At 35.6% G+C, this 23,693-nt stretch carries 25 protein-coding genes; 3 read left to right on the top strand and 22 right to left on the bottom strand.

Annotated features, from left to right (window positions below; translation table 11 throughout):
* Positions 1–206: 206 nt before the first annotated feature.
* From AC2A1G_RS09730 to AC2A1G_RS09720, 3 genes are all read right to left on the bottom strand, one after another.
* On the bottom strand, positions 207–1,085 hold the full coding sequence (locus AC2A1G_RS09730) for an alpha/beta hydrolase (protein ID WP_484046725.1): 879 nt from the start codon (positions 1,083–1,085) through the stop codon (positions 207–209).
* Positions 1,086–1,508: 423 nt separating this feature from the next.
* Positions 1,509–3,800: a glycoside hydrolase family 3 protein gene (locus AC2A1G_RS09725; protein WP_484046724.1), complete on the bottom strand. Its 2,292-nt coding sequence runs from the start codon at positions 3,798–3,800 to the stop codon at positions 1,509–1,511.
* Positions 3,801–3,809: 9 nt separating this feature from the next.
* Positions 3,810–6,077, bottom strand: a complete 2,268-nt coding sequence (locus AC2A1G_RS09720; RefSeq protein ID WP_484046723.1) for a TonB-dependent receptor — start codon at positions 6,075–6,077, stop codon at positions 3,810–3,812.
* Positions 6,078–6,656: 579 nt separating this feature from the next.
* On the opposite strand from AC2A1G_RS09720, the gene AC2A1G_RS09715 reads away from it, so the two are divergent.
* On the top strand, positions 6,657–7,409 hold the full coding sequence (locus AC2A1G_RS09715) for an NUDIX hydrolase (protein WP_484046722.1): 753 nt from the start codon (positions 6,657–6,659) through the stop codon (positions 7,407–7,409).
* Between the two features lie 211 nt (positions 7,410–7,620).
* Here AC2A1G_RS09715 and AC2A1G_RS09710 read toward each other — a convergent pair whose 3' ends face one another.
* The 11 genes from AC2A1G_RS09710 to AC2A1G_RS09660 all read right to left on the bottom strand — a co-directional run bounded on the left by AC2A1G_RS09710 (position 7,621) and on the right by AC2A1G_RS09660 (position 12,892).
* Entirely contained in the window at positions 7,621–7,848 is a 228-nt protein-coding gene (locus AC2A1G_RS09710; protein ID WP_484046721.1) for a hypothetical protein, read from the bottom strand.
* A 21-nt stretch (positions 7,849–7,869) separates the two neighbouring features.
* Positions 7,870–8,481 carry a DUF4142 domain-containing protein gene (locus AC2A1G_RS09705; protein ID WP_484046720.1) on the bottom strand — a complete coding sequence of 204 codons (612 nt, stop codon included), beginning with the start codon at positions 8,479–8,481 and terminating at the stop codon, positions 7,870–7,872.
* A gap of 357 nt (positions 8,482–8,838) precedes the next feature.
* Positions 8,839–9,432: a hypothetical protein gene (locus AC2A1G_RS09700; protein ID WP_484046719.1), complete on the bottom strand. Its 594-nt coding sequence runs from the start codon at positions 9,430–9,432 to the stop codon at positions 8,839–8,841.
* A 120-nt stretch (positions 9,433–9,552) separates the two neighbouring features.
* Positions 9,553–9,951 (bottom strand): CinA family protein, encoded by a 399-nt coding sequence (locus AC2A1G_RS09695; RefSeq protein ID WP_484046718.1) that lies wholly within the window; start codon positions 9,949–9,951, stop codon positions 9,553–9,555.
* A gap of 769 nt (positions 9,952–10,720) precedes the next feature.
* On the bottom strand, positions 10,721–10,906 hold the full coding sequence (locus AC2A1G_RS09690; protein ID WP_484046717.1) for a hypothetical protein: 186 nt from the start codon (positions 10,904–10,906) through the stop codon (positions 10,721–10,723).
* Between the two features lie 24 nt (positions 10,907–10,930).
* The gene (locus AC2A1G_RS09685) at positions 10,931–11,359 is read right to left on the bottom strand and encodes a hypothetical protein (RefSeq protein WP_484046716.1); all 429 of its coding nucleotides are present in this window, start codon (positions 11,357–11,359) and stop codon (positions 10,931–10,933) included.
* Positions 11,360–11,381: 22 nt separating this feature from the next.
* Positions 11,382–11,729, bottom strand: coding sequence for a hypothetical protein (locus AC2A1G_RS09680; RefSeq protein ID WP_484046715.1), 348 nt, complete (start codon positions 11,727–11,729; stop codon positions 11,382–11,384).
* A gap of 14 nt (positions 11,730–11,743) precedes the next feature.
* Complete coding sequence (locus tag AC2A1G_RS09675) at positions 11,744–12,013, bottom strand: hypothetical protein (RefSeq protein WP_484046714.1); 270 nt, start codon at positions 12,011–12,013, stop codon at positions 11,744–11,746.
* Between the two features lie 14 nt (positions 12,014–12,027).
* Positions 12,028–12,255 carry a hypothetical protein gene (locus AC2A1G_RS09670; protein ID WP_484046713.1) on the bottom strand — a complete coding sequence of 76 codons (228 nt, stop codon included), beginning with the start codon at positions 12,253–12,255 and terminating at the stop codon, positions 12,028–12,030.
* Positions 12,227–12,697 (bottom strand): DUF2383 domain-containing protein, encoded by a 471-nt coding sequence (locus AC2A1G_RS09665; protein ID WP_484046712.1) that lies wholly within the window; start codon positions 12,695–12,697, stop codon positions 12,227–12,229. The genes AC2A1G_RS09670 and AC2A1G_RS09665 overlap by 29 nt, the downstream gene beginning before the upstream one ends.
* Before the next feature lie 24 nt (positions 12,698–12,721).
* On the bottom strand, positions 12,722–12,892 hold the full coding sequence (locus AC2A1G_RS09660; protein WP_484046711.1) for a lmo0937 family membrane protein: 171 nt from the start codon (positions 12,890–12,892) through the stop codon (positions 12,722–12,724).
* Positions 12,893–13,034: 142 nt separating this feature from the next.
* Between AC2A1G_RS09660 and AC2A1G_RS09655 the strand changes: the two genes are divergently transcribed.
* Both AC2A1G_RS09655 and AC2A1G_RS09650 read left to right on the top strand, forming a co-directional pair.
* Positions 13,035–13,487, top strand: coding sequence for a PA2169 family four-helix-bundle protein (locus AC2A1G_RS09655; protein ID WP_484046710.1), 453 nt, complete (start codon positions 13,035–13,037; stop codon positions 13,485–13,487).
* 89 nt (positions 13,488–13,576) lie between these two features.
* The gene (locus AC2A1G_RS09650; RefSeq protein WP_484046709.1) at positions 13,577–14,032 is read left to right on the top strand and encodes a hypothetical protein; all 456 of its coding nucleotides are present in this window, start codon (positions 13,577–13,579) and stop codon (positions 14,030–14,032) included.
* Between the two features lie 67 nt (positions 14,033–14,099).
* Here the strand turns inward: AC2A1G_RS09650 and AC2A1G_RS09645 are convergent, their stop codons facing one another.
* The 8 genes from AC2A1G_RS09645 to AC2A1G_RS09610 all read right to left on the bottom strand — a co-directional run bounded on the left by AC2A1G_RS09645 (position 14,100) and on the right by AC2A1G_RS09610 (position 23,672).
* Complete coding sequence (locus tag AC2A1G_RS09645; RefSeq protein WP_484046708.1) at positions 14,100–15,557, bottom strand: OmpA family protein; 1,458 nt, start codon at positions 15,555–15,557, stop codon at positions 14,100–14,102.
* Between the two features lie 305 nt (positions 15,558–15,862).
* Positions 15,863–17,122, bottom strand: a complete 1,260-nt coding sequence (locus tag AC2A1G_RS09640; protein WP_484046707.1) for an NAD(P)/FAD-dependent oxidoreductase — start codon at positions 17,120–17,122, stop codon at positions 15,863–15,865.
* 1,463 nt (positions 17,123–18,585) lie between these two features.
* Positions 18,586–19,581 (bottom strand): YhdH/YhfP family quinone oxidoreductase, encoded by a 996-nt coding sequence (locus AC2A1G_RS09635; protein ID WP_484046706.1) that lies wholly within the window; start codon positions 19,579–19,581, stop codon positions 18,586–18,588.
* Between the two features lie 20 nt (positions 19,582–19,601).
* Positions 19,602–20,402, bottom strand: a complete 801-nt coding sequence (gene budA, locus AC2A1G_RS09630; protein ID WP_484046705.1) for an acetolactate decarboxylase — start codon at positions 20,400–20,402, stop codon at positions 19,602–19,604.
* Between the two features lie 41 nt (positions 20,403–20,443).
* A complete protein-coding gene (locus AC2A1G_RS09625) occupies positions 20,444–20,857 on the bottom strand; it encodes a cupin domain-containing protein (protein ID WP_484046704.1) in 414 nt (137 codons plus the stop codon).
* Between the two features lies 1 nt (position 20,858).
* The gene (gene rclC / locus AC2A1G_RS09620; protein WP_484046703.1) at positions 20,859–21,419 is read right to left on the bottom strand and encodes a reactive chlorine resistance membrane protein RclC; all 561 of its coding nucleotides are present in this window, start codon (positions 21,417–21,419) and stop codon (positions 20,859–20,861) included.
* A 12-nt stretch (positions 21,420–21,431) separates the two neighbouring features.
* Positions 21,432–22,562 (bottom strand): L-dopachrome tautomerase-related protein, encoded by a 1,131-nt coding sequence (locus tag AC2A1G_RS09615; protein WP_484046702.1) that lies wholly within the window; start codon positions 22,560–22,562, stop codon positions 21,432–21,434.
* A gap of 174 nt (positions 22,563–22,736) precedes the next feature.
* Positions 22,737–23,672, bottom strand: coding sequence for an NADP-dependent oxidoreductase (locus AC2A1G_RS09610; RefSeq protein ID WP_484046701.1), 936 nt, complete (start codon positions 23,670–23,672; stop codon positions 22,737–22,739).
* Positions 23,673–23,693 lie beyond the last annotated feature (21 nt).

Below are 23,693 nucleotides of genomic sequence, written 5' to 3'. Positions count from 1 at the left end.
TGCTTATTTAAAAAAATGGTGATGATTTTTTTATAGGATTTTATCCTATCCTTTAGAAAATCGTCCCTTCGGGACTGTACAAAATGGTATTTTGAATCTCTCGCAGATTATTCAGATAAAGCAGATTTCTTAATTTTATTATCTGCAAAATTTGCTCAATCTGCGTGAGATTGAAGTCAGTACAATCTTTATGATTTAATCAAATGCTATAAAAATTTGTGGAACTTCAGCCAATCCAGATATACATCAGACCATTTGTCAACAGGAAGGTTTTGTTTTCCCATTCCGAAGCCGTGACCACCTTTTTCGTAGATATGAAGTTCGGTTGGTTGTCCTGCTTCCAGCCATTTGCTGTATAACAAGACTGATTTTGGAGCTAACTTTAATTGGTCATCACTTGCAGCACAAATGAACATTGGAAGAGATGATTTTGGAATTTCAGTATCTAAAATCTCCTGACTTGGTCCGCCATAAATCGAAGCTGCGAAGTTGGGTAATGTAGTAGCATCTTTGCTGTGAAGAACACTTTCCAAAATTACACTTGCACCTGCAGAAAATCCGATAACGCCTAATTTTTCAGGATTGATATTCAGTTCTTTTGCGTGGGTTCTGATGTAGGAAATTGCTGTTTTGATGTCCTCTCCTTCCATTACTTTGATTGGAGCTGTTTTTGCGTCGAATGCTTTTCGGTCTTTGATGCCTTCCATCATTTCTTTGGCAGGGTCGTTGGATTTTGTTTCCAATAATCGGTATTTTAAAACGATTGCCGTGATTCCGTTTTCTGCTAGTTTTTTGGCAACATCAATTCCTTCTCGATTAATTGATAAACTTTGGAAACCACCGCCCGGAGCGATAACGATAACCGTTCCGTTCGCTTTTGCTTTATCAGCTTCAAAAACTAAAATTGAAGGCTGCGTAACATTGAAAACAACTTCTGTTTTGAACAATTCATTGAATTGCTGTGCTTCTTTCTGCGTCCAGTTTTCTGTTCCCGGAGCTTTTCCTTTGTATAATGGAATTTGTTTTTGAGCGTTGGTGCTCGTTAATCCTGCAAGAAATAAACTTGCTATGATGAATTTTTTCATTTTGATTTTAAATTTTTTAACGCAAAGAGCGCAAAGGTTTTTCTTTATTTGATTCGTCGTTTTTAAGTTAGCAAAGGCGTTTCACTCAGCAAAGACAGTTGTTTGTCATTCCGTAGGAATCTAGACGTACATTCCAATATCATTATTGAGATTCCTACGGAAAGACAAAAATGCGGTTGATTTTGAATGTCAGTTTTAACAGCGAATCTCACGCAGCCCGACTTGAACGAAAATCCTTTTTTGCATAAACTTTAAGCTCTATTTAACTGAAATCGTCTTGCAAAAAAGATTGACTTCGTCGAACCACTTCGTTAGGTTTGGGAGTGGAAGGCGGAAATAGCTGCCCAAATTATTACTGTAGAAATGAGACCGAACGTAATGCCCGGTCTCAAGAAATCAATTAACTAATTTTTTGATGAACTATTACTTATGATATTTTTGAGTTCTGACGTCTTTAATCACACCTGACCAGTTCATTCCGTACCCGAAATCGTAGTTGTGACCTTCGGAATCTTTGTGTGTTTCCATATCATAAGGAACATCTTCTTTCTGCTTTTCGACCGTCGCCATATTCGCAGGCATCTGAAGCGGAAGCAATCCTAAAGGTTCGTATTTTCCGGTTACGATATCTACAACTGCCTGATTTGACACATTGAAATTCATCAGAATTGCGTCTGCGTGTTTTTCGAATTCGTTAAAAATCATTGGCTTTGAAGCGGTGATGGAAACGATTACAGGTTTTCCGTTCATTGCTTTGTAAGCATTTTCTATGGCCAACAAATCTGTGAAATTGGTTGCTGTAGAAGTTTTGTTTTTGAAGGTTCTGTCGTGTACATTTGGCGCAACAACAGGGTCGCCTGCTGCGATACTTTTTTCACGAGCTTCGGTTGCTGTATAAGTCTGATATTGAAGAGAAATCGGGACATAACCGTTTCCGCCTTCTTTGGCGTCGACGTCGCTGTAACCGCCTTCTTCACTGTGCGGGCTTTTCACGAAAACCAATGCGAAATCTGCTTTTGCAGGGTCGTCTGTGACGTTAAAATGTTTCTTCACTTTCTCGATATCGACAGGATATTCCAAAGATGGACCGGTGTAAATTCCCCACCAGTTGAACGTTGCCGGAGAATATCTCTTTGGAATGTAAGCCGTTTTTCTTTCTTTAATTGGAAGAATATTGGCTTTGTTTTTCAACATTACGATAGATTTTACCTGAGCTTCGTAACCTGCTTTCATAAATTCAGGATTACCAACGATTTTCTTGGTTTCTTCTGTGTTTACGTAAGGATTTTCAAACAATCCGGTTCTGAAGAAATTTCTCAACAAACGAACGGCTGACTGCTCAAATTTTGCACGATATGCTTTTTCGCCGTGTTCTTTCACGCCCATTTGATACGCTTCCAAAACAGGAACTTTGTCATTGTTTCCTCCGAACTGGTCAACTCCCGCTTCCAAAACTTTATAATGACGTTGAGAAATTGATAACTTTTCTGCTCCCCAAGGTTTTCCCGCAAATCCTCCCGGAGATTTTGGTTCGTCTGCTGTTATTAACCAATCCGTACAAACTACACCGTCATATTTATATTTTCCACGAAGTAAATCGGTGATTAAATATTTGCTGTAACCGTTTCCGACGTTTTCTCCGTTTTTGGTATCTTGATTAAAACTAATCGTGTAATAAGGCATTACCGCAGAAGCTTCTTTGGTTCCGCCGTTGAGCTTGAATGCTCCTTCCGTAAAAGGTTTTACGTGATTCTGGAAATTATTTCCCGGATAAACTGCGTATTTTCCCATCGCCCAGTGACCGTCGCGACCGCCTTCTTCAGGTCCGCCTCCAGGCCAATGTTTTACCATTGCATTCACACTTTTGTTTCCCCAACCATTTTTACTTCCAATGGTTGTCTGGAAACCGTCGATGTAACCTCTTCCTAAATCTGCTGTCAATTCCGGACTTTCAGAAAAAACATAAGCGATTCTGTACCAACGAGGTTCTGTTCCTAAATCGATTTGGGGAGATAAAGCCGTTGAAATTCCTAACGCTCTGTATTCCTGCGCGGCAATGTTTCCGAATTTTTTTACCAATTCAGGGTCGAAAGTTGCACCCATTGCTAAACCATCTGGCCAAAGTGAAATCTGTCCGCCTGCTCCTTCATTAAATTCTGCCGTTACCGTTGCAGAATGTCTTGGGTCTGTACTGTTATTGGCCGGAATTCCTAAACCTAAACCTTCGATGTAAGCCTGAATATTATTGCTCCATTTTGCAGCAATTTCGGGAGATTCTACAGTTGTTACCAAAACGTGACGAAGATTATCGTCTTTTAGGAATTTCTTTTGTTGGTCTGTCAAATCAAAAGCTTTTGCACCACTTTCTTTGTAGAACATTCCGTTGTATTTTCCTGCTCTGAAACCTTCTGCAGGAGCCGGAACAGATTGGTGGCTGCTGTAAAGCATCAATCCTGCAATCTGCTCAACTGACATTTTTGAAGCTAAATCTTTTGCTCTTTCGTCAACAGGAAGTCTCCAGTCTTCGTATTTGTCGAGCTTTCCGTTTTTATTTAAATCTTTAAATTTATTTCCGCCAACCGTCAAAATCTTGACACCAGAATCTGCAGAATACCCCAATACCGGACCTTTGGAATTGGTCACGGTTTGGATATTTTGAGAAAAAGCAGTTACGCCTAGAAATAATGCGGCTATATTGAATACTGATTTTTTCATTTTTTCATTTTAGAAATTAAAGCTTACAGAGAACTGACCTGTTAATGGCATAATGTAAGTTCCCGTCAACAGTTTTCCGTAGTATGGATTGGCGTCTGTAATCAATTCGGCACCGTTGATAGTTCCGCTTGCTCCTCTTTGGTTCAGAAAGTTGATAACTGTTGCGCCAAGGTTGATATTTTTATTCACTGTATAACTTACCCCACCGAAAGTTTCCCATCTTGGTGCGAAGTATAAAGCGTTGGTAAGGTTGGCATATTGTTTTGAGAAATATCTGAAACTTGCCCAGAATCTCCATTTATCAATGGTATAACTTGGGTCGATTTCCATCAACACTTTGGCAACTCCCAAAACATTGTTGTCATTGTAATCGTAAGCCGTTCCGAACGCATTAAAATTGAATTTTTTATACACCGGATTCTGTAAAGTCAATAAATAGTGCAGATTAAATCCTTTGAAAGGTTTCACCACAAAATCGGTTGTCCATCCAATCGTCTGAATATCATAGTAAACCGTAACGTTTTGAGCCTGAGTCGTATTCGCCGGATTCACCAAGTTGTATCTGTTTAGGTTGTTGTTCTTTTTAAGATAAGTCGCCTGAGAAATCAACTGAATGTAATCTGTATTCCAGAAAACTCCCAAAGCTCCCAACGGACTTTTAATTTTGTTGGTGTTTGGCTCGAAGGCTTGAGAATAACTTTCCAGTCTTCTGTTTTCTTCGGTGTATAAAGCGTTTGCGATAACTCCAAAGTTTTTAGTAATGTTATAAGTTGCATTCAAACTACCACCAATCTGGAAAAAGCTTTGGCTAATCTGATTAAACTGACTTGGGTCTGTAAAATTAAATCCAACTGTTCTCGGAGTCAAAGAATATTCTCCGTCAATGATGTGATTTTTCAAATGTAAACCGTAGCTCAAGTTGAAATTATCTGAAACTTTCCATTCATCGGTTCCGTAAACTGATAGCTTATTTTCTGTTCCGCTGTGGAATTCTCCACCTGCATTGTAGTTGTAGAAACCATCTGCATCCGTAGTTAAACCAATCAATCTTTGAGGTTGCGGCTCGACGGTCTGGAAGAAAAATGACCTGTTGGACGTGAATTTATCGATGTTATAATACTGTTCTAAAACTCCAAACGTCACATTGTGATTTCCTAATTGTTTGTTCAAAGAAAAACGTCCTGCAATATTGGTAATCGGAGTCGCTGGCGTGTGCATCGCCAACTGAGTTCCGACCGCTCCGGTGTAAGCCTGACCTGTTGACGCAATCGTGTAACCTGAAGCCGCATTAGCATTAAAAATACTTAATGGAATGATATTAGAAGATTTCGCTGTAGCAAAGTGTGCTCTTGTTGAGAATTTGAAATTCCATCCATTATCTAGCAAATAGTTACCGAAGATATCGATGTTATGAGACGTATTTCTACTGTCATTTCCATCCATATTTGCCCAATAGGTATTTCCGGAAAGAATGTCTTTCATTTTGATTTGCCCATCTCTTACCACGTAAGAATCTCTACCAATTCTGAAATTATCAAGTTCGGTTACTTTTCCGTTTTCTCCGTACTGGAAAACTGCATAATTGGTAATACTGTAAGAATCTGCGTATTTATATTGAATTGAAATCTTTCCTTTGTCATCGTTAAAATATTTGGTAGCACCTGCTCGGAAAATTTTAGTTTCGTCAACATTTCTAGTAAAACCAAGTTTGTAAGTACTCGGGTCGAAGTTTGCAAAAGCGCCAACAGTGTAAGTCCAGCCGTTTTTAGAAATCGGTCCGGAAACATTCACATCGCCCTGCAACCATCCAAAAGTACTGGTCGTGAATTTCCCTTTGACTTTTAAATCTTTAGTTCCTATTTGAGAATACGAGTTCACTGCAAAACCAAGGTCTCCCATTGTATTTGCCAGCTGATCCATTTTCAAAAGTCCCGTTTTTTCCAAGCCTACACTTTGTCTCCACGTTTTGTTGGGAAGTTCTGGCCAGAAGAAATATACTGCAGGCAAATCGTTTTCAAGAATTGTAATTCCGCCCACAGTTGATGGAAGACCGATGTTCACGTCTCTCGGACTTGTGTTATTGGCTGCGTTCAACATGACGTTTCTGTTGTTGTCTTCTTTGGAAGATGAGGTCACGGTTTTTAAGCCTTCTTCAGTTTTGGTTGCGGCATTTATGGCATTTTTTACTGCAAGAGTATCAGTTTTTTCTTGTCCGAATGCTGTTGCAAAGGAAAGCAAAAGCCCTAATGCTGAGATTTTTAAAGTTGATTTTCTCATTGTATAAGTCGTTCTTTATATAGTTTTAATTCTTTAATTTTCAGCGTTTTAGTTTTAATTATTTTTTTTTAGATTAAAACATAAAAATACCTGCATCCAATTTTTTGTTGGATGACCGTTTCTAAATTTCAACACCGGATTGATTGTTATTTTAGCCGGCTTTTGTCAGCATTCATTTTATCGCAGTTTAATTAAAAGTAACTCTTACAATATGCCGCAATATTTCGATTACAGACGGGTTGCCTGTTAATCATTTTGCTCCAAAAGAGCAATTCTTGAAAGTAATTTCTTTCTCAGAAAGTGTTTAATTTCATTGATTCTTTTCGAATCATTACAATAGTACATTCTTTCAGCTGATTTACCAAAAAAAATGTTAATAAAAATTAATATTTGAATTAATCAATTGTTAATCAATAATTTATTTTTCAATTCTCAATAAATAATTTATTGATTCTATACGAAGTAATGATAAAAATCATTCAATTCAGTCCCCAAAAAGTTAATCAAGAATCCATTTTTAGAACATCTTTGAGAATTTTATCATTAAATTTGTCTACTAAGCTTTTTCTAAACTCTTGAATGGATTCTAAACAACAATTAATTAACAAATCGAACGAGGCGAAAGAACTCTTTTTACCTAATTTATCCCTTGATCCCGTAATTTTCGGATTTGATCAAAATGAATTGAAAGTACTGCTGATCAAAATGAATTACAGAAAAATGTGGCTTTTACCTGGAGGATATGTGAGAAAAGATGAAGATCTGAGTGAAGCCGTTGTAAGAATTTTAAAAGACCGTGCAGGAGTCGTTGCAGATCTATACTTACAGCAGTTTGGGGTTTTTGGAAAGAAAAACAGAAGTGAATTTTACTTTGAAGATTTTGATGAAACCCTTTTTCATAAGCAGCGATTTGTTTCTATAGGGTATTATGCATTATATAATCCGGATAATTTCAATCTGGTTGCTGATGAATTCAGCGAAGCCTGCGAATGGGTATATTTAAGCAAACTTCCGGAAATTGATTTGGCTATGGATCATTATGAAATTATTGAAAAAGCCCTGTTGACTTTAAGAGAAAAAATCTCACATAAACCGATTGGTTATAACCTTCTGCCGGAAAAATTCACCCTTTCTGAAATTCGGAAATTGTATGAAGTTATTCTTGGAAAAGAACTGAACAGAGGAAATTTCTACAGAAAAATAAAAAATTTGAAAATTTTGAGAAAATTGGATGAAAAAAGAATGGGTGGGGCACATAAAGCTCCAGACCTCTACTCTTTCGATGAAGAAAACTACAACAAAGCTCTAGAAAATGGACTCAGTAATTGGTAGAAAAACGGGAAGTAATTTCTTTAAAGGGAATTGATATGATGAAGGCGTTGGAAAACATTTAAAATTAAATTCAAAACACCACGTTTACAATTTGTATTTAAAAAAAACATTTTTTGTGTCTGATTTGGTTTAAGCTAAAAAAAACGAATGAAAATATTTCCATTCGTTTTCTATTTTTAAAATTAATTCTTTGAACGGTACGATTTAAATTTTATAAATCGACCTCCTTGTTATTGATTTGATTTACAAAAAGAGAAAGACTAAGTAGTTCCTCTTGTGAAACCGTGGAAGAATCGGGGGTGAGTGCAATTTTCACGTCTCCGTTTTCTTCGTGCATCGTCACTTCTCTTTCAAGATTAAAATCTCTGTCAAATTTCTCTTTCATTTTATCATGCAACCACTTAGAGGCTGTTTTGATATTTTCTGAGTGATTTTCCATAATCTAATTTCTCTTTTTGACTTACTTAACTGCAGCCCAAGCCTTTTCAGATTCTTTTAAATGATTTTCCAAAGTTGGAAGAATTTTTTCTGCAAAACCTTTTACTGATGCATCGCTTCCTTCACTTACTTCCTTACGGAAAGCTGCAATATCTTTTTTGTGATCTTCAACCATCATCATGGTATAGGCTTTATCAAAATCAGCACCTTTTTTTGCTTTCAGCTCATCATGTTTTTTCTGCTGGTCTGCATCCATAGAAGTTGGTAGCATATAGTTTACAGAACTTGCCCATGCTTTCAGCTCATCGTTTGCTTTTTTATGATCCTGAGCAATCATCATCCCCAAAGATTTTACGGCAGGGTTTGATGCGTTGGAAGCAGCAAGATCTCCCATCATTACTTCCATCATTCCGCCTTTTGCGGCTGCGTCCACAAACATTTTGTCTTTATCGCTCAACGCTGATGATGCCGAAGTAGTAGAAGAAACATTTGCAGAATCACCAACCATAGTACCTGAATCTAACATTCCGGAAGATGAAGTACTATCCATTGAAGCATCATTTGATGTTGTTTCTTTCTTGTTGCAAGACACTAAAAAAGCGACTGCAAGCAATGTCATGATTGAATTTTTCATAAATTTTATATTTGGTGGTTGTTGACTACCGAACGATAGTTAAGTTTCTTATAACCAATTAATCTGCCAAAGAAATGAAGAAACGATTTTTGTGGTATATTTTGTTACTTTAAGAAAAAATATTTCAGAAATTTAAAAAAAATAAAATTCCAGAGTTAAATCAACTTTGGGATTTTTCATATAGTGCGATAATGGTTTAAAATTGTTGATTTCCTTTTAATAACTATTATGCCTTAAATAATATTTTGAATTATTTTTCTGAATAAGCTACTCTCAACACAATTATGCTCACATTTTATCTCATAATTCGTTCATTTCATTTACAACGGTCTGTTTTTTATAAAATATTACAACTTTCTATTCAAAATCCAGCCATCCCTTTGTAAGACATTTCCACTGCATTTTAGATAAACCCAACATTCCTCCGATAGAGAGGAAAAAATTTCTGATGCAGTCAAAAAAACCGTCACCTTCATTTGTTTTTTCATTCCTTCCATAAATTCCCGCTTTTATATAGTCTCTTCCTTTTGAAATTATAAATGTTGAAGTGCTGGATTTTGAATAAAAATGAGCTACTCTACCATTGCTTCCAATGGGCTTTTGGCAAGGTTTGCACTGCATCATCATCATATCAGGTACTGCCGTATCCAACATCACAATCTGCACCCAATCGTAAGAATCACCTTCACTTCCTCCCAAGCCCGGAACATCAATTCTTATATAATCTCCAACTTCAGGAAGCCGTTCGACGATTTTTCCCGCATCATCACACAATTTGAAATCCGAAAAACTCTCACTACAGTATTTCTGCCACTCATTGATATTTAAAAACCGTTGTCTGAGAATGTTAAATGCAAGCTCAGCATCTTGATTTTTATAATATTTTACACTTTCTGTATCATGAAAGCTTCCGTTCAGTTGTTTGGGAACACCTTGTATTTTTTTAGGCATCATCATGTTATTTGAAATTATTTTAACATCAGACTCTGATTGAGACGGCTTTTCAGGCATCCTAGAATAAATTCTGAAAAATACAGCTGTGCCGACAATTGCTCGGTTTTATCGTGAAGTTCAAGTTTTTTTTGTACTGATAATCTGACCTTTATACGAGAAAGAAAAGTAAGCGTAAACTTTATAAGAAGATTTTCTTACAGGACTGCAATATCCTGTTGTGGCAATTCCCCAATCGCTACCGAAAAGCTTTGCTACATTTAACGCCATTTCCTGCGCAACATTTTCCGAGACACCATCGCATTCCACAGTATTGCCTTCGGTGATGTTAAGAAGCTTAATTTTTTCAGTTAAAGTGTATGCTGTGATTCCTCCCTTATAAAACAAAGAGTGTGTTTGCATTTGCGAAAAAGCGAGCTGGAGACAACCAGAGGTAACACTTTCTGCGACAGATATACTTTCATTGGCAGCAATAAGTGAATGCCCAATGAATTCCAATAATTTTTGATCGAGTTCCATAACTAAATATTTTGTTTGAGTGATTGATTTTAAATTTCAATCAGTGAAATATACTGAGTATGAATATTTTATACTTTTAAAATATTAACCGTGTTACTAAATTCAATTTCTAAAAGCCTGACTGATGAGTTTTTCAGATCATTTGAAAAATCAAGTTCTATTCTCACACATTATTCGATGTTTTAATAATTTACATCATTTGTGATAGATAATTCAGTAAACTAATGGCTAAATAATCTTTAAATCTTATTGGATTTCAGGTACAGACAGCAGAATAAAAAGATAGCAAGGGTAGATAAAGAAAAATGATAAAGATTTGATTTTTATAAATTATCGAATCTCAAAAATCTGTGTATGGTAAAAAATGTTAGATAAAAGTTTCATATAAATTTGATTTTAGTGTTTAGTTGTTATCAAATCTACCTGTTTTTTATATCAATTTTTTATGATTATCCTCACAAAGTTCTATAAACCATGTTTAAAAATTTGAACCATCAATAATTGGTTTGTCTTCTAATAAAATATTTACTAAGAAACGAATGGCCTAAGTCATATATTTCTAAATAGTTTTTAAGTATTTTCATCCTACTAACTAAAGTTTGTATTATAATTAAAGCATCCTACAGATTGTAAGATGCTTTAATTTTTATAAAAATAATGCGAAAGTCTTCTAGAAATTAACCCGCAGATTAACGGGATCAAAGAACCGGTTTTCTTTTGTAAATTCTATAAAATTCATACTACATTTTTTTTTGTTAATGAAAACAAATCAGCTTTCATCTTTTGTGTTTTTTACGAGCCCGATTCCTGAGAAGAAAAAAATAAGCCCTATAATTCCTATAACTACCATTGTAGTGTAAGCTTCATTTTTCTGTATCAGCTGATATCCTGTGTACATTAATCCTATAATTCCAAGAATGGTAAGAATTGTACCGAATGTTCTTTTAACGTTCATTGTTTAATTATTTTAATGGTCTATTTAAGCAAAACAGGCACTGTTTGAAATTGAATTCAGCGTTTTGAGAAGTTGTCTGAATTCTGCCGAATATTTCATTACATCAGACTTTCCTTTTCCAGACGGATATTCTTCATAACCCGAATAGTGATAATGTTTCTGCTCATTATTAATTTTCATTTCAAGCTCCCATTCGGTTCCGTCGAAAATCGCGTCATTAAAATAATTCTCTTTCCAGGTTTTTATATCAATTTCTTCTAAAGTAGAAATTAGTTTTTTTTCATAGTCTCCCGAAAACTTTTTGTCAGGATTCTGCAGGATTTCTTTAAAATACCCGAAATATTCACTTATGTAAAATATACCTTTATCGATAATCAGTTCAGCACTTTTTCCATGAGAACTGCCTATAAAAAACCGCAGGAAATCTATTTTTTCAATTTTGTTGTACAGCATTTCTTATTATTTTAGTAGTTTATTAAATTGTTTCTTTACTCACATTATTATCAGCAAAATTTATTCTGCAGCCCTGTTTATACTTAAATTTGTATTCAATATTCCTTTCACCAAAAAAATCTTTACCTGCCTGAATAATAAACGGAATGTAAAATAATTCTTTCATCAGTTCTTTATCAGCAAACGAATTTCGTGCTTTCCACATTTTGCAAAAAGTAAGAATCAAAATTTGTTCTGCTGTGTTTTTATCATCTGTCCACTGAAGAATCCATCCATAAACTTTTGAGGAATGCATAGCATAAAAATCTTCAAAATCTACTTTCTGGCTTTCGATGTCAGTTTGTTTTCTAAAAAATGCTTTTTGATTCATCACATATCTGGATTTTAGTTGGTGAAATTACTATCCTCATGTACGCTGATTTTGTCATCTGAAAATCTGATCACGATTTGCTGTGCTTTTTCAAAGTCAATTTCGTGATATTTTTCTTCTGCATTTTTCGGATTTCTTTGTGAAAGAATCAATTTTAAAGGAACCTGCTCCAGAACAAAAATCTTTCCTTCATAATTTTCTTTTTTGGCGTATTTCACTTCGATTAGTTGGATGCTTTCTAAAGGTTTTAGTAAATCTGCTCTAAGGTGTTGATCTATTTCCATTTTTAAAATTTTTATTAATTATCATCTTTTCTCACACTTACAACTTCAAAATTTCCGTCAGATGAAAATTCTTTGCAGGAATCGTCTTTACATGCTTTCGGATTTTTCAGAAAATGATGAATATAATCTACGCTCTCCTTTGTATCAGAAGGTGCAATAAGAATGTGATATAATTTCGTAACAGATTCATCTGCATCCTTTATGGATTTATTTTTATGCCTGAGTGCTTCCTGATAGTTCATCCTGATTATTTTTTCTGTATTCTAAAGTCTGCGTCAAATCGTGAAGATGATCTTCAAGAATTTTCTTTGTTGAAGAAGTTAAATCGTTATTCTTTAAAGCTTCTCTGTAAGAATCTACAGCTGCTTTTTCGCCAAAAACCACATTTTCAAGCGTAGAATTAATTGAGTTTATCAGAAATGCATTTTTAATATCAATCCACGTTCTGTGTAGATTTCCTCTGATGGTGGAGGAATCGCTGTCGTACTCTTTTTCGTTTTCCCTTAATATATCAATCAACTCATTTTTCATAATCTTAGATTGGGTAATCATCTTATCATATTCAGACTTGATGTCGGGATAAGCTTCCCAAATTTTACCCTCAACCTTTTCGAATGCTGTAATTCTATCGTTTGTAATCTGAACTAAATCTTTCAGGATTGCCTGATTTTCTGCTGTTTCCATTTTTGTAATTTTAAGAGTTAAAAATTATTTTAATGGTTTTCTTCCTGTAAAAAGATTGATAAGGATTACAATAATGGCAATAACAAGTAAAACATGAACTAAATTACCGGTATCCATTCCCGGAACGATACCTACCATTCCCAAAATCCAGACAACGATACAAATCACGGCTACAAGCCAAAGTAAACTTCTCATAATATTTTTTTTCGGTATGATTTGTCTTGTACAATTAGTCTGCCTTTTTAGGTTTAAATAAAAACTTTATATACCACAAGGCGTATTTTTGGCATTTTGGGGCATGCGAATTGTAAATTGATGAATACCAAAAAATATCAATATGGACAATACTAAAACGGTTTCAGTACTGAATGACTTACTGAACATCACCAACGACAGAATTGAAGGATTTTCTAAAGTGGAAGACAAAGTGTGGGATTATTATCCTGCTTTAAGAAGTGATTACGACGAGATGGTTTCGCAGTCACTTACTATGAAAAACGAACTTTCCGACCTCATCACAGAACGTGGCGGAACTCCTGATAATTCAGGATCTGCAGCAGGAGCAATTCATAGAGCTTGGATTGATGTGAAAAACACCTTTGCCGGAGATAATGCAGATGCAACACTCGGCAATGTAGTATACGGAGAAAACGCTGCTATCAACGCATATCAAAGCGCTTTAGACGGTGGCGGTCTCTGCCCGGAAAGTTCAAGAGTAGTTCTCGATCAGCTCCATCATCTTAAAGCATCTCATGATAAGTTTGAAAATCTTGAGGATTTAAAAAATTAAATGTGTAAGCCGGCTTTTAGAAGTCGGCTTTTTTTATGATTTCAGTCATTTTAACATAGTATTAAATTTAATTAATTTACCATTTTGATATGAAAAAATTTTTACTTCTTTTGGCTTTACAGGCAGGACTCTATACTTCTGCTCAGTTACTGAGCATTAATACTCTTCAAAATCTGTCTTCCTCCAATATTCAGCATCTTGATGATAAACTTTCTCTGCATTTTGATTTGTTCCGTCATCGTGACGTAGAGGAAGAAAATGTGAGAGTTTACAGCAACCTACACAGAAGTGAAGAAAAAATAATTGTACTGACAGTATTTTTAAAAGATTCCGGCTGCCATGTTTTTTCTGTTGTGAGTCATTTTGAGAATGAAGTTCTTCAGCTTAAAAAAGAACTTGTAAACAACAATTTTGAGATAGAGTATCTGAAAGTAAAGGATGGGGCTTCAGTAATCAAATATGATAGAGATAAACATCGTTTTCTTGTTAAAGAACCCACAGAAAAAATACAGGGTCATCAGGTTGTCTTTATGTGTAAAGAGTAATTTTCAAACAAAAAAAAGCTGCCACAAATATTTGTGACAGCTCTCAAATTTAGAAAGTTAATTATTTTTATTTTGCTTCAAAATACACCCTTCTATTTGCTCTGTTTTTCCATTCCGGGCATTTTGATGCAGGATCACATTCCGGATATTTCAGATCATTTTTTCCTTTTCCTACAGCATTCAGTTTAGAAGCCTCTACTCCGTTTTTGATAAGGTAATCTTTTACGCTACCCGCTCTTCTTTCAGAAAGATTTTGGTTTACTGCATCTGAGCCTCTTGTATCGGTAGCTCCAATTACTGTATAAGAACCTGCTGATGAATTGATGTAAGTAACAGCATTATTCAAAATCGGTGTGTTTGAAGGTAGAATTCTGTCTGAATTTAAATCGAATTCAATTCCTTCCATTTTAGTTTCAGATTCTGTAACAGCACCATTTCCCTGACTTGTTGTAGGACAACCTTCGTTTTCTACAGGTCCGGGAACGGTTACACATTTATCATAAAGGTCAATTACACCATCCATATCTACATCAAGAGCAACACCAGACCCGTCTACTCTCGCTCCTGCAGGAGTATCCAGTTGTCTGTCCCAGTCATCACATACACCGTCATTATCAAGATCTCCTTTCTTACAAACTGTAATATCCTGATTTTTTTCTGCTAAAACATCCATTTTATAATAGATTTCCTGAAGTGGATCGTGCCACATCAGATGTGAATCGTGTTTTCCTAAATTTACAGACAAACCCAATGTAGCATTAATGAAATTATCAGAAACCTGATCTTCTCTCTTATTGATATCACTGTATTGAGCACCACCTCCATCAAATTGATCATCTGTGGTCACTACATACATTACCCTTCCTTCCAAATCGATTCTGTTGCTTACTTTGTATTTAAGACCAGCACCAGCCTGCGCAAATAAAGAATTTAACTTAAATGGTTTAACTTCGGTCATTAGTCGCTGACCAAACTCATCTTTCTGATATGCTCTGTACGCTAATGTTCCTATCCCGGCATATCCGTGTAATGCCCATCTGTAAGGAGATTTATTATCAACTCTTCTCATTAGATTTGAGAAATTGATATCTCCTAAGATAGAAATTGCGTCATATTGTGTTCTTGCTCCCACTTGCTGTAAAGCAGCTGCATTAGATGGAGCAGCATCTTTGGTGTTGAAAAACCCCTGCCTTGTTTCACCTCTGTCATACTGAAGTTTAAATCCGAAAGCATGAGATAATGCTTTATCAATACTCACGTATGCTGAATAACCGAAAAGATTCTTACCATTTCCATTTTTAATTGAGGTAAGGTCTGCAGACTGCAACAATGGAACACCTGCACCCGCAGAGATTGACCAGTCATTAAATCTTTTTGACGATTGAGTAAACTTCTGCACATTGGCAGAACCAGAGCTGAATGTGTTTGGATATCCGTTCAAAGAATCAGCTGTTATGTTTTCCTGAGCACACAGCGAAGCAGGTACCGCCATTGCAAGCGATAAAAATGCTAATGTAGATTTCATATAATAATGTATTATTTATTGATTATTCGATAAAGTAAAATTCAGAGAGAACGATACGAGAGTTCTTTATAAGAATTTGTTAAATTGTGCTTTATCAGCACATTTTACATATGTGTCATGTTTTATTCAATTAGCATACCAAAAATGTGTTTGTGGTATGATAAGACAGTTGTAAAAACGTTTATTTATGGGTAGAATTAAGAAAAATTTAAAAATATGTATTAAAAAAACAGCTGTTTATCAATTGGTTAATAACACTTATCAAAAATTAAATCATAATTAATTATTTTTTTTCTAATGATAATTCAATTTTCCTTTCTGGGCTTCATAATCATTCTGATAGAAGCATTGTTTGTTATGAAAAGCCTTAACCATTCTAAAGCCAAACGAAACCTGTTCCTGAATCCCGTAAGTGGAATAATATGAATGAACAGCCATGTAAACCATGCCAACAAACCGTTAAATGAAAATTTGGGCAAATCTACAACCGCATTATATTTGGAAATAATTGCCATACTTCCTTTATCGTTATACCTGAAAGGTTTTAATGGTTTTTTATGAAATAAAAGTTTAAAGTTTCGGGCGAGATTTTTTGCCTGCTGTATCGCTACCTGAGCAACCTGGGGATGACCATTTGGAAATTCAGAATCGTATTTATCGAAGCAGATATCACCGATTGCATATACATTATCGAGACCGGCAACCTGATTATAGGAATTTACAATAAGTCTCTTTCCTTTGCCTATGCAATATTCAGGAATCCCTTCAACGGATCTTCCAACAACTCCTGAAGTCCATATCAAAGTTTTAGTCGGGATATGGCTTCCATCCGAGAGAATCACCTTTTCATCTACATAATCTTTTACTGAGACGTTAAGTTTGATATTCACCCCGAGCTTTTTAAGGTTTTCGTAAGCAGTTTTTTTAGCTTTGTCGCTCATTGGGGAAAGAAGTGTTGGCAAAGCATCGACAAGATAAAGGTTTGAAAGACCAAATTCGATTTCAGGATAATCTTTTTCTCCCACATATCCTGCCATTTCTGCAATCATACCGGCCAATTCTACTCCAGTAGGACCACCGCCTGCGATAACGATATTCAGGTAACTTTTAATGTCTTCTTTCTTAGATCTCCTTACCGCATCTTCCAGTTGCTGAAGAATATGATTTCGAATATACAGAGCTTCATCAATGGTTTTCATTGGTAAAGCATACTTTCTCACATTTTCAAGACCAAAAAAATTCGTTTCAGTTCCTAAAGCTAAAACCAGCTCGTCATAATAGAGTTCTCCTTCGTCAGTAATGATTTTCTTTTCTTCCGCATTAATGCTTTTTAAGCTGCCCATGAAATAATTTACATTAAAATATTTTGAAAAAAGTTTCCGGAAAGGATACGAAATATGCGAAGGCTCTATAAACGCAGTTGCGACCTGATAGATGAGTGGAGGAAAAAAATGGTAATTATTACGATCTACCAATGTTATTCTGAAATTTTCGTTGTCTCCTATGGATTTTATGAGATTTAAACCCGCAAAACCTCCTCCTACAATTACAATATGCTTTTCCATATTACATTTATTTAAATGAGATAAATCCAAAATAAGACCATCATTAAACTAAACCGTAAAATAAATTCAGATGTGGTATTACACAGTAAAATTGAGAAGCTCTATGCCTTAACGAAGGTGACGACAACCAATTCAAAACAGTTAGGCCCGAAAGGAAGAAGAGTAAACGGTGTTGCTCCCGAACCGGTTTGATCTTCCTTGGAAGTGAGCAGAGGTCAGCTACAAGATAAACCCGTTAACTTTGGAGAAATTCTGTTTTTGGAAGTCCGGGTTTACCAGACGAACTGGCATCAACATTTGTGCAACTCGCAGTTGAGGATGCCATTTTTACTACCGGACAAATTTACGGAGTTGCCGGAGGCTAAGAAAATCCATGAAATTAACAATTTGAATTTTATAAAATTAGAACGCAGGAAATATATTTTCTGCGTTTTTAAGAAACTTAATTAGAATTTCTCTCTATTTTGCCAATCCAACTCCATGAATTGCCACTGCAGATTTGTAGAAAAAAATTACGGTAGTTATTTCTATTGAATACTTTTTGTGTTGCTTTTGAAGCTCCTCTTAAAACCAATTGATTTTCCATAAATTCGCCATTATACTATCCTACTGCACCGGCTTCTTTTTTTAAATCCAGAATATGGAATATATGCAGAATTTGTCCATTCACTGCATTTTCCCGCTCAGATTATTAAAACTTTTTGCCTAGACCCTCAAGTTTTGTCATTGAGCCATAATCTCTTTTATTTTAATACTAAAAAAAACAAAAAAGCCTTTAAATAATATTATTTAAAGGCTTTTGCTGAATTTTGGTCTTCCGACTAGCGGAGAGAGTGGGATCACCACCTATTCTTCAAATATTTTAATATTCAATACTTTATAAATAAAACGCCTATACTACTCACCGAATTACGCACCGACAAATTTGTAGGTTTTTGATTCAATTTGTTTCATCAAATTTACAGAAATATAAGCATAAGTGGGCAAAATATTATTATTTTCTTCAACGCATTTGAAGTAATAAAATAAATCTAATAGATGTATAAAATTAAAAGGATGCGTAGTTAGAAATAAAAGTTACGAAAATAAAAAATATGTTGTTCGAAAGGGATCTGTTCTTTTTAGAAAATCAACTGTTTAGAAGCTTTCGGTAGTTCTTTTATTTTTAGGTTACCGAATAGTTCAGTTTTTTAAGTAAGATTAAGATGGTCGGTTTTAATTGTGCAAGAATTTAATATATATAGATTTCATTTGCATTCTAAGCGTGGCTTGAAATCTCATTAAGTTTCTAGTGTTTTTTCTCCTTTGGCTTATTTTAAGTTTTTGATAATAAATAAACAATTCTAATATAATTTTAGTTTCCTTGTCTTTTATTTAAGATTCATTTCTAAAGCATCAAATAATATTTCTTATTTTCATTTTTATATCTTAAATACCATTTAATGGCTTCGATAATAATTAAATTACTGAATTTTAACCACTGCTCTGCCCTGCATTTGCCCGTTGTATATTCTATCAATAAATTCGGGCAGTTCTTCAAGACTTATGTCTTTTACTAAATCATTAAGTTGTTGAGGCTTCCAATCAGTTCCCAGATTTTCCCATACAGGAAGCCTTTTTTCCAAAGGAATTTCCACACTGTCAATTCCGATTAATTGAATACCTTTAAGAATAAAAGGAAAAACAATTGTATTAAGTTCTCCTCCGCCCACCATTCCGCAGGTTGTAACGACTCCTTCATAATGGAGACTCTTAATTAATGTTGCCAGAATATTTCCTCCAACCGTATCAATAGCCGCCGAAAAGCGAGGTTTAAGCAAAGCCTTTCCGCTTTTATCTTCAAAATCCTGTCTTGAAATAATTTCAGAGACACCCAATGATTTCAAAAAAGGAATTGCTTCTTCTTTTGAGCTGATTGCCGCCACCCGAAATCCCAATTTCGCTAAAATAGCAACTGCCACAGAACCAACTCCTCCTGTAGATCCACTTACCGCAACAATTCCTTTTTGAGGTGTGATTCCATTTCGAAATAATGCTTGTACAGAAAGACCTGCCGTAAAACCTGCGGTTCCATAGATCATAGCTTCTTCAGCAGAAAGATCTTGGGGTAATTTGATAATCCAACTTTCAGGAAAAACTATGTACTGCCCAAATCCTCCGTTGGTATTCATTCCCAAATCAAAACCTGTTATCAAAACATGATCTCCTTTTTTCCAGAGTGACGAAGAAGAGACTTCAACCGTTCCGGCTGCATCAACCCCGGGAGTATGGGGATATTTTCTAGTTACCCCTTTATTTCCTTTTGCAGATAATGCATCTTTGTAATTAAGCGAACTGTATTCTACTTTTATCAATACTTTTCCATCAGGAATATCTTCAATTTGATTATCTACAATTTTTGAGCTGTACGTGCCATCTTCCTGCTCTGCAGTTTCTAAAGCCTGATATGTTTTTATCATAATAATTTTTTTGTATTAATTTAATAAACAGAAGAAGTTTCTTTACCTTCAAACTTCAAATGACGAAAGCGATTGTTTTCGCGAAGCAATTCGATATCATAGCCACTTTTTTCATTAAAATAAATTTTAATTTCGGCGTTTACAAGATTTCCGGACATCAGATGCCCAGCAAATTTTCTATCATCTGAAATAAAGTGAAAATGGAACGGAGAAAGATCAACATTACTTAATAAAGATGGGGTAAAGTAGCCCACCATAGTTCCTTTAATATTTTTTGCCTTGTACTGAGGTCTCACTTTCATTAATGTCGCAAGCTCAGTCGTATCATCCGGAGAAACGGGATCTGCCCCTCCCACCGTAATCTCTGCCCAAGTTCCCTGAATTTTAATGGCATAAGGCAGATTTTGAGTAGTTAATAATTCCTGAACTTTATCTTGCAATTTATCGAAACTCCCCGTGAAAGATAAGGTTTTCTCAGTATCAGCTTTAAAATAAGTGAGCGAAGTAAATGGGGATTTTAGGTTTTCTGATACTACTTCTACTTTTCCATTGGGTGGAATCCTGTAAATAATTCCATCCAGGGCAACAAGTTCTCCGTTGAGATGATTAAAGGTTCCTAATCCGAAATCTCCGTGCGATTTTAATTCTTTCACACTATGAGTTCCTTCATAAATTCCTCTGCGCATAGCGTCAATCATCGAATAGTGCCAGATTCTTTCCTCCTTAGATTTTTTCTTGATTTTAACAGGATGCTGTTGTGCATTACCCGAAATGGAAAAGAACAAAACCAAAAGAGACAAATTAAAAACTGTTTTTTTCATAATAATTGGGAATGATGTTTTCTAAAATTTTTGATAAAAATCTATTTTTTCTCAAAATAATTATCCTTTCCCTCAATCCAGTCTTTTCTTGCCGGACTGAAAAAATCGATATCGATGGTATCATCCTCCAACGCTGTAAAACCGTGCGGAACATTCGGTGGAATGATAATTCCGTCTCCGGCTTTTACGATATATTCTTTGTCCAGAATATTCACTTTTACGCTTCCTTTAGTAATCAGAGAATACTGTTCATTGGAATGCTGATGCGTCGGAACCACCGCTCCTTTTTTATAGGTAAAATATCCGATAGTTCCCTGTTCTCCGGAAATCATTTCTCTTGTGAGAAGCTCGTTCACCGGTTTTGTCGGTAATTCTTTTAAGGTAAATGTCTGAACGTTCTGTGCAGAAACTGTTGCTGTAAAAAACAGGCTTATGTTTAATAATATAGTTTTCATTTTATTGATTGTTATTTAAAATTTTCTTCGCCGAATCTGAAGCAATCACTAATCCGCCCGCAAGCATAATAATATCTTTGATGACCAATCTTCCTGCACCCGACAGGTAAGGAAATCCGTGCTTAGAACTTCCCAGGTTTGGTACATAAGCTTCAGGCGTTGTAATGAGAAACGAGAGTGTGACCAGAGACATTCCAAAAGTGAGTAGACCACCTGCCAAACCTATTTTTGGAAACCAGATTCCCAGCAAAGTCAGTAAACCGATGGCAACAATTGCAGTTCCCAATCCGTAAGCAAAAGTGTAAGTTCCGTTTTCTGAATTCCATTTGATGTTGGCAGAAATTACTTCGCCTTCTTTATTTTTGTGCGTTTTGTATTCGTCAGGATGATTATAGAAAAAACTCATCACCGGACTGTTTGCCACAAAGGGAACAATGCCATCTGCTTCGTACTGGAAAGCTTTCAAACCGCCAATCCAAGCCATCACAACGAAAATCCCTACTCTAAGAAAGTTGATAAACGCTCTTTGGCTATCAGCTATGATTTGTAATACATTTTTCATTTTAAATGCATTTTAAATTTTAATTCTAAACACTTTAAAAGGCTTTTTAAACTGCGCTGCCCCATCGTGAAACCAAGGCATCAGCTGAATCTGAGAATTGGAAATGTATAAATATCCATCATCAGAAATACTGTAACTGTCCGGCCAAATCAGTTTTTCATCATCTTTTACAATCGTCTGCATTTTCAAATCCGGCGTGATTTTTACAATTGAATTTTTCTCCAAATCTCCCAAATACAGGTTTCCTTTTTTATCGAAAATCATCCCGTCTGTCGTGATGAATTTGCCTAAATCTTCTACATTTTTGTTTAAAACGGCTTCATTTGTTTTAAAATCTCTCAACAAATCGGTTTTAATTCTGTACAGACGGTTATCTGAAAGTGGTTTGTAGTATACATATTGATTATCTGGAGTCAGTGCAATACCATCTGAATTCACTTTTAATAAAGAACCATCACCTTTTTTAAGCTCTGTTCCCAAAGGAGAAAAATGATAATTCGGGTCAGATTTTACGGAAGGAGAATTGGATAAAACCAATCTCGATTCTCCTGTCTTAATATTCAAAACCACGATTCCACCTATATTTGAATTGCTTAAATAAGCAAAACCATTTTCATTATCCACGCGGATATCATTGATGTAAACATCTTCGCTCACCACATTTTCAGGAAATCTGTAAATTTTCTCAATTTTGTTGTTGGCTAAATTGATTTTGACTACTTTACTGCTATGCTGATACACTTTTCCAAGTCCGATTCCGGCAGCATCTACTACCCAAAGAAATCCTTTGTCATCGGTAACTACAGACTGTACAGTTACAAATTTGTTTTGTCCGTCTTCGCCTTTTTTGAAGCTGTTCCATTCTGCATCGGGATAGGGAACCTGTTTCCCATCTTTCACCTCAACCACTGAATAAGAATGTGTGTCCAGCCAATAAGGATAATTCACAAAAACCCGATTATCTTTTGCAACGGCAACACCCGTTAACTGATACAAGCTGTCAGAAAAAACCTCTTCTAACTGTGCACTTTTTTCTGTTGAAATTTCATTATTAGATATTTGTTTAGGTTTTTTGGAAGATTCTTTACAGGCGGCCAATGAAACCAATGCCATTGCTAATACTGCTATATTTTTTAAGTTCATTTTGATGATTTTATTATTAATTTTAAAACGTCGAATTGCAGCAACCCGACTTGAACGGAGCTCTTTTTGTTATTGCGATTGCCAACTCGTTCAACGAATGACTTCACTTGATTCGCAATAACAAAAAAGCGGGAGTGGAAGGCGGATTAGTTGCCCAAATAAAAAATTATGACATTACAAAGTCACCACGATTTTACCAACGGTTCTTCCTGTTTCTTGTTCCAGATGCGCTTCTCTCATTTGTTCGAAAGGAAATATTTTTGAAACGTGAGGTTTTACAGCTCCACTTTCCAATAAAGAAGCAATTTGTTTCATATCTTCACCGCTGGATTGTACGAGAATGAAATAGCCTTTTACGCCTTTAGATTCTGCCTTTGATGTCACCTGCTCATTCAAACCTGTCGGGATACTGATGATAGAACCGCCTTCTTTGGTCACTTCAAGAGAATGGTCGATATTGTCACCGCCAATTGTATCCAACACAAAATCAAAAGTTCTGCCCGCTGATTTCCATTCAAAACCGTGATAATCGATATGGGAATCTGCGCCTAAACTCAAGACAAAATCTTTATTTTTTGAGGAAGAAGTTCCTGTCACTTTCGCCCCTAGCTGTTTGGCAATCTGCACTGCGATATGTCCCACTCCACCCGAAGCTGCGTGAACCAAGACGTTTTGACCTTCCTGAATATTCGCATTGTGAACCAAAGCCTGATACGCCGTAAGCGCAACCAAAGTGGAAGCCGCAGCGTCTTTAAAAGAGATATTTTTAGGTTTTAAAGCCAGTTGATTGGCTGGAGCAACAACATATTCTGCATACGCTTTTCCGTGTCCGGGAAAATTGACCATTCCGAAAACCTCGTCGCCCACTTTAAAATCTGAGCTTTTAGTTTCTTCCACAATTCCTGAAATATCCCAACCCAAAATCAATGGATTTTCTGTTTTTATTCTTCCGTAAACGCCTTTTCCGGCACGGCTTTTTACATCTACAGGATTGATGCTGATGGCTTTAACTTTTACTAAAACTTCGCCTTCGTTAATGGTTGGTTTTACCACTTTTACGTATTCTAAATTTTCTACGTTTCCGGCTTCTTTTAATACAATTGCTTTCATAATGTTGGGATTTTTTAATGT

It is taken from the genome of Chryseobacterium sp. HNCC26DJ240 (genome assembly GCF_057180485.1).
The sequence above is the reverse complement of the archived record's forward strand: the minus strand, read 5'-3'. Positions and strand labels throughout refer to the sequence as shown.

What these genes read in the sequence shown, in the direction of transcription:
- AC2A1G_RS09730 (WP_484046725.1), bottom strand. Translation starts at nt 1,085, where the DNA reads ATGAAAAAATTCATCATAGCAAGTTTATTTCTTGCAGGATTAACGAGC.
- AC2A1G_RS09725 (WP_484046724.1), bottom strand. Translation starts at nt 3,800, where the DNA reads ATGAAAAAATCAGTATTCAATATAGCCGCATTATTTCTAGGCGTAACT.
- AC2A1G_RS09720 (WP_484046723.1), bottom strand. Translation starts at nt 6,077, where the DNA reads ATGAGAAAATCAACTTTAAAAATCTCAGCATTAGGGCTTTTGCTTTCC.
- AC2A1G_RS09715 (WP_484046722.1), top strand. Translation starts at nt 6,657, where the DNA reads ATGGATTCTAAACAACAATTAATTAACAAATCGAACGAGGCGAAAGAA.
- AC2A1G_RS09710 (WP_484046721.1), bottom strand. Translation starts at nt 7,848, where the DNA reads ATGGAAAATCACTCAGAAAATATCAAAACAGCCTCTAAGTGGTTGCAT.
- AC2A1G_RS09705 (WP_484046720.1), bottom strand. Translation starts at nt 8,481, where the DNA reads ATGAAAAATTCAATCATGACATTGCTTGCAGTCGCTTTTTTAGTGTCT.
- AC2A1G_RS09700 (WP_484046719.1), bottom strand. Translation starts at nt 9,432, where the DNA reads ATGCCTAAAAAAATACAAGGTGTTCCCAAACAACTGAACGGAAGCTTT.
- AC2A1G_RS09695 (WP_484046718.1), bottom strand. Translation starts at nt 9,951, where the DNA reads ATGGAACTCGATCAAAAATTATTGGAATTCATTGGGCATTCACTTATT.
- AC2A1G_RS09690 (WP_484046717.1), bottom strand. Translation starts at nt 10,906, where the DNA reads ATGAACGTTAAAAGAACATTCGGTACAATTCTTACCATTCTTGGAATT.
- AC2A1G_RS09685 (WP_484046716.1), bottom strand. Translation starts at nt 11,359, where the DNA reads ATGCTGTACAACAAAATTGAAAAAATAGATTTCCTGCGGTTTTTTATA.
- AC2A1G_RS09680 (WP_484046715.1), bottom strand. Translation starts at nt 11,729, where the DNA reads ATGAATCAAAAAGCATTTTTTAGAAAACAAACTGACATCGAAAGCCAG.
- AC2A1G_RS09675 (WP_484046714.1), bottom strand. Translation starts at nt 12,013, where the DNA reads ATGGAAATAGATCAACACCTTAGAGCAGATTTACTAAAACCTTTAGAA.
- AC2A1G_RS09670 (WP_484046713.1), bottom strand. Translation starts at nt 12,255, where the DNA reads ATGAACTATCAGGAAGCACTCAGGCATAAAAATAAATCCATAAAGGAT.
- AC2A1G_RS09665 (WP_484046712.1), bottom strand. Translation starts at nt 12,697, where the DNA reads ATGGAAACAGCAGAAAATCAGGCAATCCTGAAAGATTTAGTTCAGATT.
- AC2A1G_RS09660 (WP_484046711.1), bottom strand. Translation starts at nt 12,892, where the DNA reads ATGAGAAGTTTACTTTGGCTTGTAGCCGTGATTTGTATCGTTGTCTGG.
- AC2A1G_RS09655 (WP_484046710.1), top strand. Translation starts at nt 13,035, where the DNA reads ATGGACAATACTAAAACGGTTTCAGTACTGAATGACTTACTGAACATC.
- AC2A1G_RS09650 (WP_484046709.1), top strand. Translation starts at nt 13,577, where the DNA reads ATGAAAAAATTTTTACTTCTTTTGGCTTTACAGGCAGGACTCTATACT.
- AC2A1G_RS09645 (WP_484046708.1), bottom strand. Translation starts at nt 15,557, where the DNA reads ATGAAATCTACATTAGCATTTTTATCGCTTGCAATGGCGGTACCTGCT.
- AC2A1G_RS09640 (WP_484046707.1), bottom strand. Translation starts at nt 17,122, where the DNA reads ATGGAAAAGCATATTGTAATTGTAGGAGGAGGTTTTGCGGGTTTAAAT.
- AC2A1G_RS09635 (WP_484046706.1), bottom strand. Translation starts at nt 19,581, where the DNA reads ATGATAAAAACATATCAGGCTTTAGAAACTGCAGAGCAGGAAGATGGC.
- budA (WP_484046705.1), bottom strand. Translation starts at nt 20,402, where the DNA reads ATGAAAAAAACAGTTTTTAATTTGTCTCTTTTGGTTTTGTTCTTTTCC.
- AC2A1G_RS09625 (WP_484046704.1), bottom strand. Translation starts at nt 20,857, where the DNA reads ATGAAAACTATATTATTAAACATAAGCCTGTTTTTTACAGCAACAGTT.
- rclC (WP_484046703.1), bottom strand. Translation starts at nt 21,419, where the DNA reads ATGAAAAATGTATTACAAATCATAGCTGATAGCCAAAGAGCGTTTATC.
- AC2A1G_RS09615 (WP_484046702.1), bottom strand. Translation starts at nt 22,562, where the DNA reads ATGAACTTAAAAAATATAGCAGTATTAGCAATGGCATTGGTTTCATTG.
- AC2A1G_RS09610 (WP_484046701.1), bottom strand. Translation starts at nt 23,672, where the DNA reads ATGAAAGCAATTGTATTAAAAGAAGCCGGAAACGTAGAAAATTTAGAA.